Annotated in this window: 10 protein-coding genes; 6 read left to right on the top strand and 4 right to left on the bottom strand. The window is 47.8% G+C overall.

Features of this window, described 5'->3' with window-relative positions:
• Nucleotides 1–111 precede the first annotated feature (111 nt).
• The 3 genes from BQ7480_RS02010 to BQ7480_RS02000 form a co-directional block, all read right to left on the bottom strand.
• The gene (locus BQ7480_RS02010; RefSeq protein ID WP_072541509.1) at nt 112–951 is read right to left on the bottom strand and encodes a discoidin domain-containing protein; all 840 of its coding nucleotides are present in this window, start codon (nt 949–951) and stop codon (nt 112–114) included.
• 104 nt (nt 952–1,055) lie between these two features.
• Nucleotides 1,056–2,855, bottom strand: coding sequence for a RagB/SusD family nutrient uptake outer membrane protein (locus BQ7480_RS02005; RefSeq protein ID WP_072541508.1), 1,800 nt, complete (start codon nt 2,853–2,855; stop codon nt 1,056–1,058).
• A 27-nt stretch (nt 2,856–2,882) separates the two neighbouring features.
• Complete coding sequence (locus tag BQ7480_RS02000; protein WP_235816625.1) at nt 2,883–5,924, bottom strand: SusC/RagA family TonB-linked outer membrane protein; 3,042 nt, start codon at nt 5,922–5,924, stop codon at nt 2,883–2,885.
• Nucleotides 5,925–6,257: 333 nt separating this feature from the next.
• On the opposite strand from BQ7480_RS02000, the gene BQ7480_RS01995 reads away from it, so the two are divergent.
• Nucleotides 6,258–8,036, top strand: coding sequence for an alpha-1,3-galactosidase-related protein (locus tag BQ7480_RS01995; protein WP_072541506.1), 1,779 nt, complete (start codon nt 6,258–6,260; stop codon nt 8,034–8,036).
• An 81-nt stretch (nt 8,037–8,117) separates the two neighbouring features.
• Here BQ7480_RS01995 and BQ7480_RS01990 read toward each other — a convergent pair whose 3' ends face one another.
• Nucleotides 8,118–9,812 (bottom strand): Na/Pi cotransporter family protein, encoded by a 1,695-nt coding sequence (locus BQ7480_RS01990; RefSeq protein ID WP_072541505.1) that lies wholly within the window; start codon nt 9,810–9,812, stop codon nt 8,118–8,120.
• An 81-nt stretch (nt 9,813–9,893) separates the two neighbouring features.
• Between BQ7480_RS01990 and BQ7480_RS01985 the strand changes: the two genes are divergently transcribed.
• From BQ7480_RS01985 to purE, 5 genes are all read left to right on the top strand, one after another.
• A complete protein-coding gene (locus tag BQ7480_RS01985; RefSeq protein ID WP_210436345.1) occupies nt 9,894–11,567 on the top strand; it encodes a nucleoside kinase in 1,674 nt (557 codons plus the stop codon).
• A 74-nt stretch (nt 11,568–11,641) separates the two neighbouring features.
• Nucleotides 11,642–13,123: an RNA polymerase factor sigma-54 gene (gene rpoN / locus BQ7480_RS01980; protein WP_072541503.1), complete on the top strand. Its 1,482-nt coding sequence runs from the start codon at nt 11,642–11,644 to the stop codon at nt 13,121–13,123.
• Nucleotides 13,124–13,237: 114 nt separating this feature from the next.
• Nucleotides 13,238–13,813, top strand: a complete 576-nt coding sequence (locus BQ7480_RS01975) for a hypothetical protein (protein WP_167363329.1) — start codon at nt 13,238–13,240, stop codon at nt 13,811–13,813.
• Between the two features lie 34 nt (nt 13,814–13,847).
• Nucleotides 13,848–14,228 carry a glycine cleavage system protein GcvH gene (gcvH, locus tag BQ7480_RS01970; RefSeq protein WP_022354983.1) on the top strand — a complete coding sequence of 127 codons (381 nt, stop codon included), beginning with the start codon at nt 13,848–13,850 and terminating at the stop codon, nt 14,226–14,228.
• Between the two features lie 18 nt (nt 14,229–14,246).
• Nucleotides 14,247–14,756: a 5-(carboxyamino)imidazole ribonucleotide mutase gene (purE, locus tag BQ7480_RS01965; RefSeq protein ID WP_022354982.1), complete on the top strand. Its 510-nt coding sequence runs from the start codon at nt 14,247–14,249 to the stop codon at nt 14,754–14,756.
• The last annotated feature ends 4 nt before the right edge of the window (nt 14,757–14,760 follow it).

The following is a 14,760-nucleotide window of genomic DNA, read 5'->3' as shown; positions in this document are numbered from 1 at the left end:
ACTCGTCCCATTTTAACGGGACACTAATGTTTCCTCCACATACATATTCACACAAGAAAGGCCATTCTCACCCGGAGAACGGCCTTTCTGTATGGAAAAAGATTCATCATTTTAAATCTTTCCGTATGCCTTGAAGTAAGATACCTGACAAACTCCGGTATCGTTATTGGTTTCTGTGATAACGAGTTTGACATAACGGGCTACTACCGGTTCAGTCAATGAGATGACCTCTTCGGCCGGAACCAACGGACTGTTTCCTGTCACGATAGTGCCATCAGGAGCTTCCCACGGCAAAGCGAACGTAAATCCACCCACTTGAATGAACTTCTCATTGTCCGTGCTGACCCACAATTGCAAAGTCTTTACCGAAGGATAATTATTTTCCCCGTATGCACGACGGCCGATAGCAAAGCTTATGCATTCCAGTTCTTCCTGCATATCGATGACCAATGTGTGAGGAAGCGGTGCATTTCCACCTGAATAAGCACTGTGCCAGAACTGAGTACGGTCATCGGTGAACAGGCTAGGATAACCTCCTCCGTCACCAGCCTCAACATCAGAGCCTGTAGCTGTCCATTTGGTCCAGTCGTATTGTAATGTGGTCTGACCTTCATACTTCTGCAACACGGTGAAAGAAGTAGTACGATAACCACATCTTACCTGAACGGTGGCAGTACGATAATTAGAAGGGTCCGGATTGGCCTGAGTGGCTTTCACGGTAATCTCTTTACCGGAAGCAGACACCGTACACCAATCCACTCCGTCTTCCATGGTAAAAATCATTTCAGAAGGAATATCCGTATCAGCCGTTATTGTCGTGGTAGCACCTTCGGCTGCATCGAGTACAGCTCGTTCAATGATAATATAACCCACATAAGGTTGTTCTTGTTCCTTACAGCCACAGAACAATGCCAGTAAGAGAAGTGACAAAAAATATGATATTTTTTTCATTTTACAGTTTCTGTTATATATAAATAAATATGATTTCCAAATGCCGCCTGCCTCTCTGCGGGAAAGGCAGGCAAGCCCTATTCTCAGTCTACCAGTTCATTCTATTAGGGGTTCTGTCCTAAATCGTAAGGATAAGCATCATACTGAGCCTGCGGGATAAACTCGCATACAGAAGGAGAGTTGTAAGGAATCTCCAAGTAGCGGTCGCCCTGTCTCAAGGTATGTCCACCTGGATATTTACGGTCGAGCGTATGACGCCAGCGGAACACATCGAATCGACGGAGACCTTCCCATGCAAATTCCAGCATACGTTCTTCTTCAATAATCTTATGTATATCCTTCGGCTGACCGTTTTCAGCTGTCTGGATATTTTCCAGTGTCCATTCAGGAATACCGGCTCTACTACGAATCACGTTCACATCATCAAGAGTAGTCTGTGTATCTCCACCTTTCTCCAGATTAGCCTCAGCACGAATCAGGTACATTTCAGCCAAACGAGAGATAATGGGTGACCATAAATGATAATACTGCTCCTGATAAGAACATTTATTAATGGCATATACCAGGAACATTGCCTCCTTCTGACGAAGCGTTTTGGCATCGTACACACGTGGCTCGATACGGCCTACATATTTTGTACCGTCCGAAGCCTGTACATAATAGCGAGTTCCCAAGTTATAAGGTTCAGACTGGATGGTTGCACTCCGGAAATTGGCAGCATCGTCCGCACTCATGGCATAGGTTCCATCATTCTGCTTAGTGACAGAAATCTGACGGTATTCATAATTAGCGTTAGCACCAGCCTGCTTGACTGCATACACAAAGGTCCAGTCCTGATAATTCCGTTCCGGATTACCGGTGATAGGATACTTGGAGGTATCCGTTCCGTCCTCTACATAACGTTTGGTAATGAAGCTACTACGCAAATCCTTAGGATATCCTTGGTCATCCAGATACAACTCCAGCAAATTCAGGTAAGGAGCAGAAGCATACATTTCCTCCCAGCCGTTATTGTCTACGTTAATATACAAGCCCCCCATTCTACCACTTCCACTATCATCTTTCTGTTTTGTACGACGTACAGCAAAAATGGTTTCAGAATTATCTTCAGGAGCAAACTGAGAATAGATTTTATAATCATTACCCTGAAGCAAGCTAAAACGACCAGAATTAATAACTTCATTAGCCATATCCCAAGCACCATCCCAATTTTCCATGTACAAATACACGCGGGCCAATAATGCCTGAGCTGCTTCTTTGGTAGCATAGCAACTATTTTTCGGTCTAAGCCCTGACGGCAAAGTCATATAAGTAATGGCATCCTTCAAATCCTTCACAACCTGATCATAGATTTCGGCTACCGTAGAACGGAATTTTGGCAAGTCGTTCGGATCGCTAGTAAGCTTCAATGGCAACCCCGGATTTTGCGTAGGATTATTGGAATAAGGCTGGGCGAATTCGTTCACCAACAGGAAATAAGACAAGGCACGGAGATAGTAATTCTCACCGACAATGACTTTTTCCTCGTCAGTGATGTCCGCACCCAGTTCGGCTCCCATCTCAATCACCCTGTTACAGTTACCGATAGTACGATAACCCAACTCCCAAGCATATTCCGTAACTGAACTGGTGATTTTACGGCTATAGTCGTAGATATCGAATTTCTCGTCAGTAGAAGTACCACCCCATGAAAGGTCGTCAGCACCATAAGCCCAGAAATAATATCCATAATCAATCAGTCCGCCATCGTATTTCAACATGCTGTAACTGCCTTGTGACAATTCCACAATGTTACGGGCTGTTACGTCCTCACCCGTCACACCGTCGTACATATTCACGTCCAAGCTGCAGCCTGCCAATGCAAACGCAGCCACCAAGGCTCCTAATGTATATTTCAGTTTCATAATTTTATCTTATTGTTTTATCAGTACTTAGAAGTTAACATTCAATCCTACAGAGAAACGTCTTACGGTAGGATAGCCAAACCCACTGGCATTACCATTGTAAGAAGAGGACAACAGAATTTCAGGATCTTGACCAGAGAATTTAGTAATCGTAAACAGATTTTCTCCGCTCACACTGATATTAGCTCCCGAAATCTTCAACGAATGCAACCATTTTTTAGGAAGGCTGTACGACAAGGTCAAAGTCTTCAGTTTAAAATAGTCGCCATTTTCCAGGTAACGGGTAGAAGTGTTCGAAGCACCATTGTTACCTCCGGCTCTCAACTGAGGATGCGTAGCGATGTCACCAGGTTTTTCCCAACGGCTCCATCCATCAGGCAATTTCATAGCTGGCTGCGAAGGACGTTCTGCATCACGGTCAAGAGCACCGGCACGCATACTGTTGTAAATCTTGGCCCCAGCACTGAAAGTGAAGTTCGCGTTCAGTGACAAACCCTTCCAACTGAGATTAGTACTCAAGCCACCAGTCACTTTCGGAGTAGGCGAAGCATCAAGCAGCACATTCGTTGCTTCATTGTAATTACCTGTCACGGTCTTCACACCAGTATCAGGATCTACCTTGAACCAAAGCGGTGTACCCGTCATGGTATCTACTCCAGCCCATTCTTTCATATACCAGTTCATATATGGATAGCCTACAGCAACCGCCTGCATCGTCAAGTCATCACCATCGGGCAGGTAAGTCACCTCGTTGCGGTTATAACCCATATTGAAGCTAATGTCCCAATACCAGTCTTTGGTTTTAATCAATTCAGGAGTAATAGTTAATTCCACACCAGAGTTTTCCATCTTACCGTTGTTAGCCGTCTGACGGTTGAAGCCTGTTACAGCAGGCAAGTGACGCAGGTAAATCAAGTTCTTCACTTTCTTCAAATAGTAATCGAGAGTGATGCTCACACGGTCGAACAAACGAATATCAATACCAGCATCGAAGTTAGCTGTTTCCTCCCAAGACAAGTCAGGGTTACCCTGGTAGTTGGACAAGAATGCGATTTCGTTCGCATACTGAGAAGTATAGCCAAAAATAGTAGCCCACTCGTAAGCACCACCCGGCTGGTTACCACTGATACCGTAAGACACACGTGGCTTCAATTCGTTAATCCATTCTACCCCGCTGAGGAAGTTTTCCTTGTGCATATTCCATCCGGCACCGACTGACCAGAAGGTAGCCCAACGTTTGTCACTACCAAATTTAGAAGAACCGTCTCGACGAATCATACCCTGAATCAAGTATTTGCTATCGAATGAATAATTGACATTCAGATAAATAGCCGCATTCTTCGATTCCGTCTTCGTTCCACTGGCAGTAGGATCATCCGCACCTGCATTGATGATTTCGGCTCCCTGGAAAATCTTGTAAGCTGTAGCCGCAAGATCCCAGTAACGATATTCATCGTAATCATAACCCAAATAAGCATTGATTTCGTGTTTTTCACCGAAAGTCTTCAGGAAACGAAGCAACTGGCTGGTGTAGATAGAACGGGTATTTGACTGTCCGTCATAGTAAGAACCATTGGTTCCCGCACCCGAACGGCTGTTAGGATCCACGTAGGAATTAGAATAATTATTACTGAAACCAACACGGTTGTTAGATTCAAAAGTCAGTCCGTCGATAATCTTGAAATCAAGACCAAGGCCCAGGTCTAGACCGTTGCTACGGGTCTTTCCCCAGTTCAAGGCTCTATCATACAAGAAGTTGGAACCTCCATCGGAATACCAGTAGTCATCCGGGTTGGCAGTTGGAGCATCTGCGGCTGTCGGTACCCCCTGCGTACCATCCTTTATGTTTCCATGTGAATCCCAAGGAGTATCCCACGGCGTATAGCTGGTATGTACCAAAGAGTATTCCTGGTTGTTAGTTTCCTTGTAGCTGGCAGAAATCTTTGATTTCAAAGTCAAGCGGTCATTCACCACATAATCAGTGTTCGAACGGATGGTGAAACGGTCGTAATCGAATCCTTTGATGGTACCTTCTTCAGAATAATAATCGGCCGACAGATATGCCTTGATTTTTTCATTACCGTAACGGTAGCCAAGGTTGTAATTCTGTGTCAATGCATTCTGAGTGGCCAAATCCCACCAGTCAAAGTTCCGGTCACGCAGATAAGGCTGCAACCAACCCTGTGCATCCAGTGTTCCGGCATTTTCGTATGCCGTACGCACATAGTCATAATACTCCGCACCCGACATCATCTCCAGATTACCTTTCTGCAACTGAGAGACACCGAACTTAACCGACAAATCAAATTGTGAAGGCCCTGTGGTAGCACGTTTGGTAGTCACCTGAATGACACCGTTCGCACCACGAGAACCATAAAGAGCTGTAGCCGAACCATCTTTCAGGATAGAGATGGATTCGATATCATTCGGGTTGAGGTCGGCAGAAGAGGCTCCCACAACCCCATCAATTACCCACAAGGGCTCTACATTACCACGGATAGAACCTATACCACGCACACGGATACTCACCCCGTCGCCCGGACGACCAGAGGTAGGAACCACTACCGCTCCGGCGATTTTACCCTGCAGCATATTGGCCACACTCGGTGTCGTGATGTCTTTCAATTTATCCGCTTTAATAGAAGAAATAGAACCAGTGATGGAGCTTTTACGTTGCATACCATAACCCACTACTACTACTTCATCAAGTGCTTCCGAGTCTTCACTCAGCTTAATAGTCTGGTTATGAGCCGTCGCAGTCACTTCAATAGATTTGTAACCCACAAAAGAAATGACCAGTTTGGCACCTACCGTACCTTCAAACTCATACTCTCCATCGAAGTTGGTGATCGTACCGATAGCCGTACCTTTAATCAATACATTCGCTCCGATAATCGGCTCACCTGTCTTTGCATCTAATACAGTACCCCTAAGTTTGGTTGTTTGTTGAACAACCGAAGCCATTGATTCCGGTACAGTGGATGTAGCAAATGTTGGAAGAGATGCGCAATAAAAAACACTCGCTAACACCATCAGCCGGCTGACATTGTTTGTTTTTCTCACTTTCATAATATTAAAATTGAGATTAATAGAATAGACTTATATTTAATCCCCGCAAATTTATAGAAAAAAATCAAATACTTCTATAATAACTATAAAATATTTTAGTATTTAACTATTTAATTTCATTTTAAGTTCATCTTATGCATAAAATAAATGAAAATGTTTATTATATTCCATTGCTTATATACTCCTACATCAAGCATAAAAGCCATTCTACGATAACAGGAATCATTTTTGCTCCCCACACTACGCCGATAAACTATCCTACTAGAATTTACAATAAAAGAAGAAAACATTTACCTTTGTCATTAATTATTCCAAACACTTAATTCATAAACTATGAGAAGAAAACTAGGATGTCTGCTGCTGGCCACGGCCCTTTGCCTGCCTGTATGTGCCCAGCAAGTGTATAACATGGCCCGGTTCGGCATTACTCCCGGGAAGAAAAGCAACATGTCGGCCCGCATGGAAAGAGCGCTGGCCAAAATCAGAAAAGAAGCCAAGAAAGGCGAGACACTGATATTACGCTTCCAAAGTGGAACGTATCACTTCTATCCGGAAGAAGCGGCAGAACGCACATATTATATTTCCAACCACGACCAAGCCAACCCCAAGAAGGTAGGTCTGGCACTGGAAGACCTGCAATCCGTCACACTGGAAGGAAACGGAGCGAAATTTATCTTCCACGGACAGATGATTCCGCTTTCCTTGCTGCGCAGTACAAACTGTACGCTGAGGGACTTCAGCATCGACTTTGAAAACCCACACATTGCCCAAGTACAGATTGTGAAAAATGAAGGCGACAAGGGCATCACTTTCCGCCCCGCTTCGTGGGTGAAATACCGCCTGACCAAAGACTCCATCTTTGAAACTTACGGCGACGGATGGACCTTACATCCGATGTCGGGTATCGCCTTTGAAGCGAAAAGCCACCACATTATATATAATACCAGCGACATAAGCTGCCCCACCAAAGGCTGCGTCGAGGCTGGTGAGGGACTGGTGTATGCGCCCCGATGGAAGGACAAGCGACTTTCCGAAGGTACGGTGGTAGCCATGCGTTCCTGGGACCGTCCCACTCCGAGCATCTTCTTGTCACATAACACGCACACCACCCTGAAAAATATCCAAGTGCACTACGCACAGGGCATGGGGCTGCTGGCACAGCTTTGCGACAGCATATACATGGACAGCTTCAGTGTCTGCCTGAAAGGGGACAATGACCCACGCTATTTTACGACACAGGCCGACGCCACTCATTTCTCACAATGCAAAGGTGAAATCGTATCGGTGAACGGAGTATATGAAGGGATGATGGACGACGCCATCAACGTGCACGGCACCTACCTGAAAGTGACAAAACGGGTAGACGACCACACGCTTCTGGCACGCTACATGCACGAACAGGCCTGGGGGTTCGACTGGGGATTTGCCGGCGACGAGGTACAGTTCATCCGCTCACAAACCATGGAACTGCTGGACGGGACCAACCGCATTGAAAGCATCAAAGCTCAGGACCAGCCGACTGCTCATGGCGCCAAGGAGTTCCGTATCCGCTTCCAGCAACCGTTGCCCGAGGAATTGAACGACCAGGAAGCCTTCGGCATTGAGAATCTGACTTGGACGCCCGAAGTGTATTTTGCCTACAATACCATCCGGAACAACCGTGCCAGAGGTTCTCTTTTCAGCACGCCCCGAAAGACCGTGGTGGAACACAACCTGTTTGACCATACCTCCGGAACCGCTATCCTGCTGTGCGGCGATTGCAACGGCTGGTATGAGACAGGAGCCTGCCGCGAAGTAATTATCCGTCACAACCGGTTTGTAAATGCCCTGACCAACATGTTCCAGTTTACCAATGCCGTGATTTCCATTTATCCGGAAATTCCCGATTTGGAGCATCAGGTGAAGTATTTCCACGGAGGAAAACCGGGAGCCATCCAGATTACGGACAACGAATTTGAGACCTTCGACCTGCCCATTCTCTATGCCAAGTCGGTAGACGGACTGGTCTTCAAACGCAACCGTATCCACACCAATACCGACTACAAGCCCTTCCACTGGAACCAGAACCGCTTCCTGCTGGAGAAAGTGAACCGGGTGGAAATTGCCGAATAACCCCCTAAAAAGCCTCATCCCCGCCACCGACGTATACCGTCTGTAGCGGGGATGAGATTCTTATATATCCAGGCTTCTTTCTCAAGCCTTCTTTTCCTTTACGTCCCGATGGGCCTCTACCACATTCACCACATAGTCACCCAGTTTCTCACACTCGGCAATGATATCCATGTAGTGTACCCCCATCTGATAATCGTATTTCTTTTCGTTGACATCAATTACGTTCTGGTTCTTCAGCTGGTTCCGGTAGTTGTTGATTTCCGTCTCAATGTTGAACGACTTGTTCACATCCACCTGCTGATGGGTATCTCTCACCAAATCCAGCATCTGTGTCAAGGCATTGTCCGTCAGCTGGAACATCTGCGCGATGTGCTCATACTGCGCTTTCGTGAAATCTTCGTTCCCCCGGCGCTTCCGGTTAATCGTGCGGGCCAGGTTGTAACAGCTGTCACCGATGCTTTCTATCTCTGTCACCTCACGGAGCATTCCCCGGATTTGCAGTTTACTTTCCGAACTCAAACGGCCTTCGGACACTTGTGTCAGGTAGTTGGCAATCTCCAGCTCCATATTGTCACTGATGTTTTCGTATTTCTCCACCCGGCTGAACAGCTTGTTGAAATCATTCTCATTCTCGGTATGAAGCAAGTCGCGTACCATACGGAACATGCGCTGAATACGTTCGGCAAACAAGTTGATTTCTTTCCGGGCCTGCAGGATGGACAATTCTGCCGTAGAAAGCATACCGCCGGTGATGAACTGCAAGCGATATTCTTCCTCCTGTTCCTTCTGCGGGATAATCTTGCACACTGTCTTTTCGATAAAGTGTACGAACCATATCAGAATCAATACATTGCACACATTGAAACAAGTATGGAAAGCCGAGAGCTTGAAGGAAACAGCCACTCCATCCGCCTCACTCACATTCATGAAATCGGAAATAATCCAGTCTACCATTGCCAGGAAAGGCTTGAACAGAATCAATACCCAGATAACCCCAAACACGTTGAACATCAAGTGCGCCATAGCCGCCCGCCGCGCCTGCGTATTGGCCGTCAGGGCCGCCAGGTTGGCCGTAATTGTGGTTCCGATGTTTTCACCCAGCACCAAGGCCGCCCCCAGTTCAAAACTAATCCAGCCGTTGGCACACATAATCAGCGTTATCGCCATCGTAGCCGCCGAAGCCTGCACAATCATGGTCAATATCGTACCGATGAAGACAAACAGCAACACGGAAAGGAATCCCATGTCCGTATAGTTCTGCACAAAGGCCAGCATGTCCGGATTCTGACTCAAGTCGGGCGCATTGGTCTTCAGCAAGTTCAAGCCCATGAACAAGAAAGCGAAACCAAAAATAAATTCCCCAATAGATTTGCGGGTACTTTTCTGCGAAAAAAGTAAAGGAATACCGATGGCCAGAAGCGGCAAAGAAAAAGCGGAAATGTCTACCTTAAAGCCGAGAGCCGAAATAATCCACGCTGTCACGGTGGTTCCGATATTGGCTCCCATAATCACCCCGATAGACTGGGAGAGCGTCAACAAACCGGCGTTTACGAAGCTGACCACCATCACGGTAGTGGCAGACGACGACTGAATCAAGGCAGTGATCAGCATTCCGGTCAGAACTCCAGTGACACGGTTCGTAGTCATTGCGGTTAAAATACTGCGAAGTCGGTCGCCCGCAAACTTCTGAAGTCCCTCACTCATGATTTTCATTCCATAAAGGAAGAGCGCCAACGAGCCGAGAAGCGCTAAAAAATCATAAAAAGAATATTCCATTTGTAATTAGTTAAATAGGAAAGAGGCTTTTAATTGTTTAATGAGTAAATTAACTGCCTATTCACACGGTTAGTAACACATATTACATTTATGCTACAAATATATTGCAAAAATAATAATTTAACAAAAGATTTCCCCGAGGGATGTTCACTTTTGGATATTTATAACGGTTTTAATCTGTCCATGCCCTACGGTCCGGTCAGCGCCAAAGTCAACAATAAGGTAGAAAGTCTCAACTTCCGGGTATACTACAACAAAGACGTGGAATTTCTGGACATCACTAACCCGTCGGGCATGCGGACCTACGTCCGTTCGCTGTTCTTCATCCTGGTCAAAGCGGTGGAAGAGCTTTATCCTCAGGGGAGCATTTCTTTGGAACACCCCATTTCGAAAGGATATTTCTGCAAACTCCACATCGACCGGACCATCGGACTGGATGACGTGCAGCGCATCAAGCAGAAAATGCAGGAAATCATTGCGGCCGACATCCCCTACATACGTACGGAAAGTCACACCGACGAAGTGGTACGCCTGTTCGAAGAACGGGGCATGGGAGACAAAGCCCGCCTGCTCGACACCTACGGACAGCTCTACTCTTACTACTACCGTCTGGGGGATACCGTGGATTGTTACTACAGCAGCCTGGTCCCCAGCACCGGATACATCCGCCTGTTCGACATCGTGAAATACTATGACGGACTGCTGCTGCGGATTCCCAACCGTGCCAACCCGACCAAGCTGGAAGAGGTGGTGAAACAGGAAAAGATGCTGGAGGTCTTTCAGGAATATCACCGCTGGAACCAGATTCTGGGCATCAGTACGGTGGGCGACCTGAATGTGGCCTGCAACGAGGGGCATGCCACCGACCTAATCAACGTATCGGAAGCCTTGCAGGAAAAGAAAATCGCACAGATAGCCGATGAAATCACCCACCGCAACCAAGACGGCAAACGGGTGAAGCTGGTACTGATATCCGGCCCTTCTTCTTCCGGGAAGACCACCTTCAGCAAACGATTGAGCATCCAGCTCATGACCAACGGGCTCAAGCCCTACCCCATCTCTTTGGATGATTATTTCGTGAACCGTGAAGATACTCCGCTGGACGAGAACGGAAAGCACGACTTTGAATCCCTCTATGCCGTAGACCTGCCTTTCTTTGAGAAACAGCTCACCGCCTTGCTCCACGAGGAGGAGGTGGAATTGCCCCGTTACAACTTCACCACCGGCAAACGGGAGATGAGCGGCAAGAAGCTCCGGATAGACGAACATACCATTCTGGTGATTGAAGGTATTCATGCCTTGAACCCAGCCCTGACCTCGCACATCCCAGCAGAAAACAAATACAAAATCTACGTATCGGCCCTGACCACCATCCTGCTCGACAACCACAACTACATTCCGACCACCGACAACCGGTTGCTGCGGCGCATCATCCGCGACTACAAGTACCGTAACTACTCGGCAGAAGAGACCATCGCCCGCTGGCCAAGTGTAAGAGCCGGAGAAGAGAAATGGATATTCCCCTATCAGGAAAATGCCGACGCCATGTTCAACTCGGCCCTGCTTTTCGAACTGGCCGTACTGAAAGACTATGTGGAACCTGTCTTACGGAAGGTGCCTAACCGCTGTCCGGAATACTCCGAAGCCTACCGACTGCTGCGGTTCCTGAACTATTTCGTATCGGTACAGGACAAGGAACTTCCGCCCACTTCCCTGTTGAGAGAGTTCCTGGGAGGCAGCAGCTTCCAGTATTAAAAAATTTTCCTTTTGCTGTGTTGTTCATTTAAATTATTATTTTTGCACGCAGTTCATTAGATTTAAATAGAAAAATGGTACAAGGTTCACGTCAAGTACAAACACAAGCGCAACAACAGGTACAGACCCTGTCTCCGCAACAGATACTGGCTGTCAAGTTGTTGGAACTCCCTACGCTGGAGTTGGAAGAACGGATTCACGCAGAGTTGCTGGACAATCCGGCACTGGAAGAAGGGAAAGAAACGCCCGAAAATTCCGACGACCTCAACGAGGATTACAACACCACCGACGAAGACGGAGAACCGAATACCGACATGGGAGAGGACATCTCACTGGGCGATTACCGCACGGAAGACGACATCCCTGACTATAAACTGCAGGAAAACAATCGCTCGAAAGAAGACCAGGCAGAAGACATTCCGTTTTCGGACAACGTGTCTTTCTACGAAACGCTGAAAGAGCAGCTCGACATGCAGCACCTCACGCCGGAAGAGAAACAGCTGGGAGAATACCTCATCGGCTCGCTCGATGACGATGGTCTGCTCCGCAAATCGACCGACACCTTGCTCGATGAACTGGCCATCTACCAGGGCATCTACACCACCTCCGAACAACTGGAGCACGTGCTATCCATCATCCAAGACTTCGACCCCGCCGGCATCGGCGCCAGAAGCCTGCAGGAATGCCTGCTCATCCAGATTCGCCGGAAAGAAGACTCCCCCCTGAAACAGATTGAGCTGGACATCATAGGGAAATGCTGTGACGACTTCACACGCAAGAACAAGGAGAAAATCATTCAGAAACTGAATATTACTGAAGAACAATATAATGCGGCTACGGCCGAACTGACCAAGCTGAACCCGCGTCCGGGCAGCTCCATGGGAGAAGCTATCGGGAAAAACCTGCAACAGATTATACCCGACTTCCTGGTGGAGACGGAAGACGACGGCACCATCCACCTGAGCCTCAACAACCGGAACGTGCCGGAACTGCGGCTGAGTCGGGAATTTACGGAACTGCTCGACGAGCATACCCGCAACAAGCAGAACCAGAGCAAGGAATCGAAAGATGCCCTGATGTTCCTCAAGCAGAAAGTAGACGCCGCACAGGGATTCATCAACGCGGTAAAACAACGCCAGCAAACCTTACTGAGCACCATGCAAGCCATCATCGACCTGCAACGTCCGTTCTTTGAGGAAGGCGACGAATCCTTACTCCGCCCGATGATTCTGAAAGATGTGGCCGAACGTACCAAACTGGACATCTCCACCATTTCACGTGTGAGCAACAGCAAGTACGTGCAGACCAACTACGGCATCTATCCGCTGAAATTCTTCTTCAGCGACGGCTATACCACCGAGAACGGGGAAGAGCTTTCCGTCCGCGAAATCAAGCGCATCCTGAAAGAATGTGTGGATAGCGAAAACAAGGAAAAGCCCTACACCGACGATGAACTGGCCGACATGCTGAAAGAAAAAGGCTACCCCATCGCCCGGCGTACCGTAGCCAAGTACCGTCAGCAACTGAACATTCCCGTAGCACGATTAAGAAGATAACTGATTTATATGGAAGAAACCAGCATCCCTGATGAACTGACTTACCATGACCCGGTTCCCCGCGACCCGGAAAGACCGAAGGGTGCCCTGTTCACCACAGCCCGCATCATTTCGATGGTCTTTACTCCGTTCATGGTACCCTTTGTGGCATTCTGCCTGCTCTTTTTCTTTACGTATCTGAGCATCATGCCCTTCCAATACAAGCTCACCATACTGGGACTTGTGTATTGCTTTACCATCCTGATGCCGATGCTCGGCATCTACCTGTTCCAGAAAATCAACGGATGGACCCTCCGCGAACTGGGACACCGGGAAAAACGCTTCATCCCCTATGGCATGACCATCCTGAGCTACATGGCCTGCCTGATTACCATGTACCATATCCACCTGCCCCGCTACATGAACGGCATCATCGTGGCCACCCTGATTTGCATGGTCATCTGCACCGTCATCAACACCCGGGTCAAAATCAGCACCCACATGGCCAGCGGAGGACTGATGGTAGGCGGCCTGCTGTCCTACAGCTTCATCTTCCAGTTCAATCCGGTGGAATGGCTCTGTGTGTTCATCCTGCTGTCCGGCATGCTCGGTTCGGCCCGGATTATCGTCAAACAACATACTTTAAAAGAAGTGGGCGGCGGGTTTTTGGTCGGTTTATTTTGTGGTATCATCGGAATTTTGTTTATTTGAAGACTGATTATCTTAAACTTTAAATTTATTCAATATGGAATTCCCAACTAACATCAAGTACACCAACGAACACGAATGGATTCGATTGGAAGGCGACACTGCCTACGTAGGTATCACAGACTATGCACAGCAGCAGCTGGGCGACATCGTATTCATCGACGTGACCACTGAAGGTGAGACTTTGGACAAAGGTGAAGTGTTCGGTACGGTCGAAGTGGTAAAGACTGTTTCCGATTTGTTCCTCCCCATCGGAGGCGAGATTCTGGAAGTCAACCCACAGCTGGAAGAACACCCGGAACTGGTGAACCAGGACCCCTACGGCGAAGGCTGGATTATCAAACTGAAACCGACGGATGCCGGCGAAATGGACGAACTGCTGGATGCCGCAGCCTACAAAGAGATTATTAACGAATAACTAAAATAAAAACAACGAATGAAACCAATTGTAAGTATCATTATGGGCAGTACTTCCGACCTTCCCGTCATGGAAAAGGCCGCCAAACTGCTCGATGAAATGCAAGTCCCGTTTGAAATGAACGCCCTGTCGGCTCACCGCACTCCGGCTGAAGTGGAGAAATTTGCGAAAGAAGCTGCCGGACGCGGCCTCAAAGTCATCATCGCAGCTGCCGGAATGGCTGCCGCACTGCCGGGAGTCATTGCAGCCAACACCACCCTTCCGGTCATCGGAGTTCCCGTAAAAGGTTCTGTACTCGACGGCGTAGACGCACTCTACTCCATCATCCAGATGCCTCCCGGAATCCCCGTGGCTACAGTCGCCATCAACGGTGCCATGAATGCGGCTATCCTGGCCGTACAGATGCTGGCCCTGAGCGATGCGGAACTGGCCCAGAAGTTTGCAGCTTACAAGGAAGGTTTGAAAAACAAAATCGTAAAAGCCAACGAAGAGCTGAAAGAAGTCAAATACGCTTATAAGACCAACTAACTGA

Source organism: Bacteroides mediterraneensis, from assembly GCF_900128455.1.
GTDB classification, from domain to species: Bacteria; Bacteroidota; Bacteroidia; order Bacteroidales; family Bacteroidaceae; genus Phocaeicola; species Phocaeicola mediterraneensis.
This window is presented reverse-complemented; position numbering and strand designations above follow the sequence as displayed.

Coding starts and splice junctions, on each gene's coding strand:
- purE (WP_022354982.1), top strand. CDS start 14,247: ATGAAACCAATTGTAAGTATCATTATGGGCAGTACTTCCGACCTTCCC.
- rpoN (WP_072541503.1), top strand. CDS start 11,642: ATGGTACAAGGTTCACGTCAAGTACAAACACAAGCGCAACAACAGGTA.
- BQ7480_RS02010 (WP_072541509.1), bottom strand. CDS start 951: ATGAAAAAAATATCATATTTTTTGTCACTTCTCTTACTGGCATTGTTC.
- BQ7480_RS02000 (WP_235816625.1), bottom strand. CDS start 5,924: ATGAAAGTGAGAAAAACAAACAATGTCAGCCGGCTGATGGTGTTAGCG.
- BQ7480_RS01995 (WP_072541506.1), top strand. CDS start 6,258: ATGAGAAGAAAACTAGGATGTCTGCTGCTGGCCACGGCCCTTTGCCTG.
- BQ7480_RS01990 (WP_072541505.1), bottom strand. CDS start 9,812: ATGGAATATTCTTTTTATGATTTTTTAGCGCTTCTCGGCTCGTTGGCG.
- BQ7480_RS01975 (WP_167363329.1), top strand. CDS start 13,238: ATGGTCTTTACTCCGTTCATGGTACCCTTTGTGGCATTCTGCCTGCTC.
- gcvH (WP_022354983.1), top strand. CDS start 13,848: ATGGAATTCCCAACTAACATCAAGTACACCAACGAACACGAATGGATT.
- BQ7480_RS02005 (WP_072541508.1), bottom strand. CDS start 2,855: ATGAAACTGAAATATACATTAGGAGCCTTGGTGGCTGCGTTTGCATTG.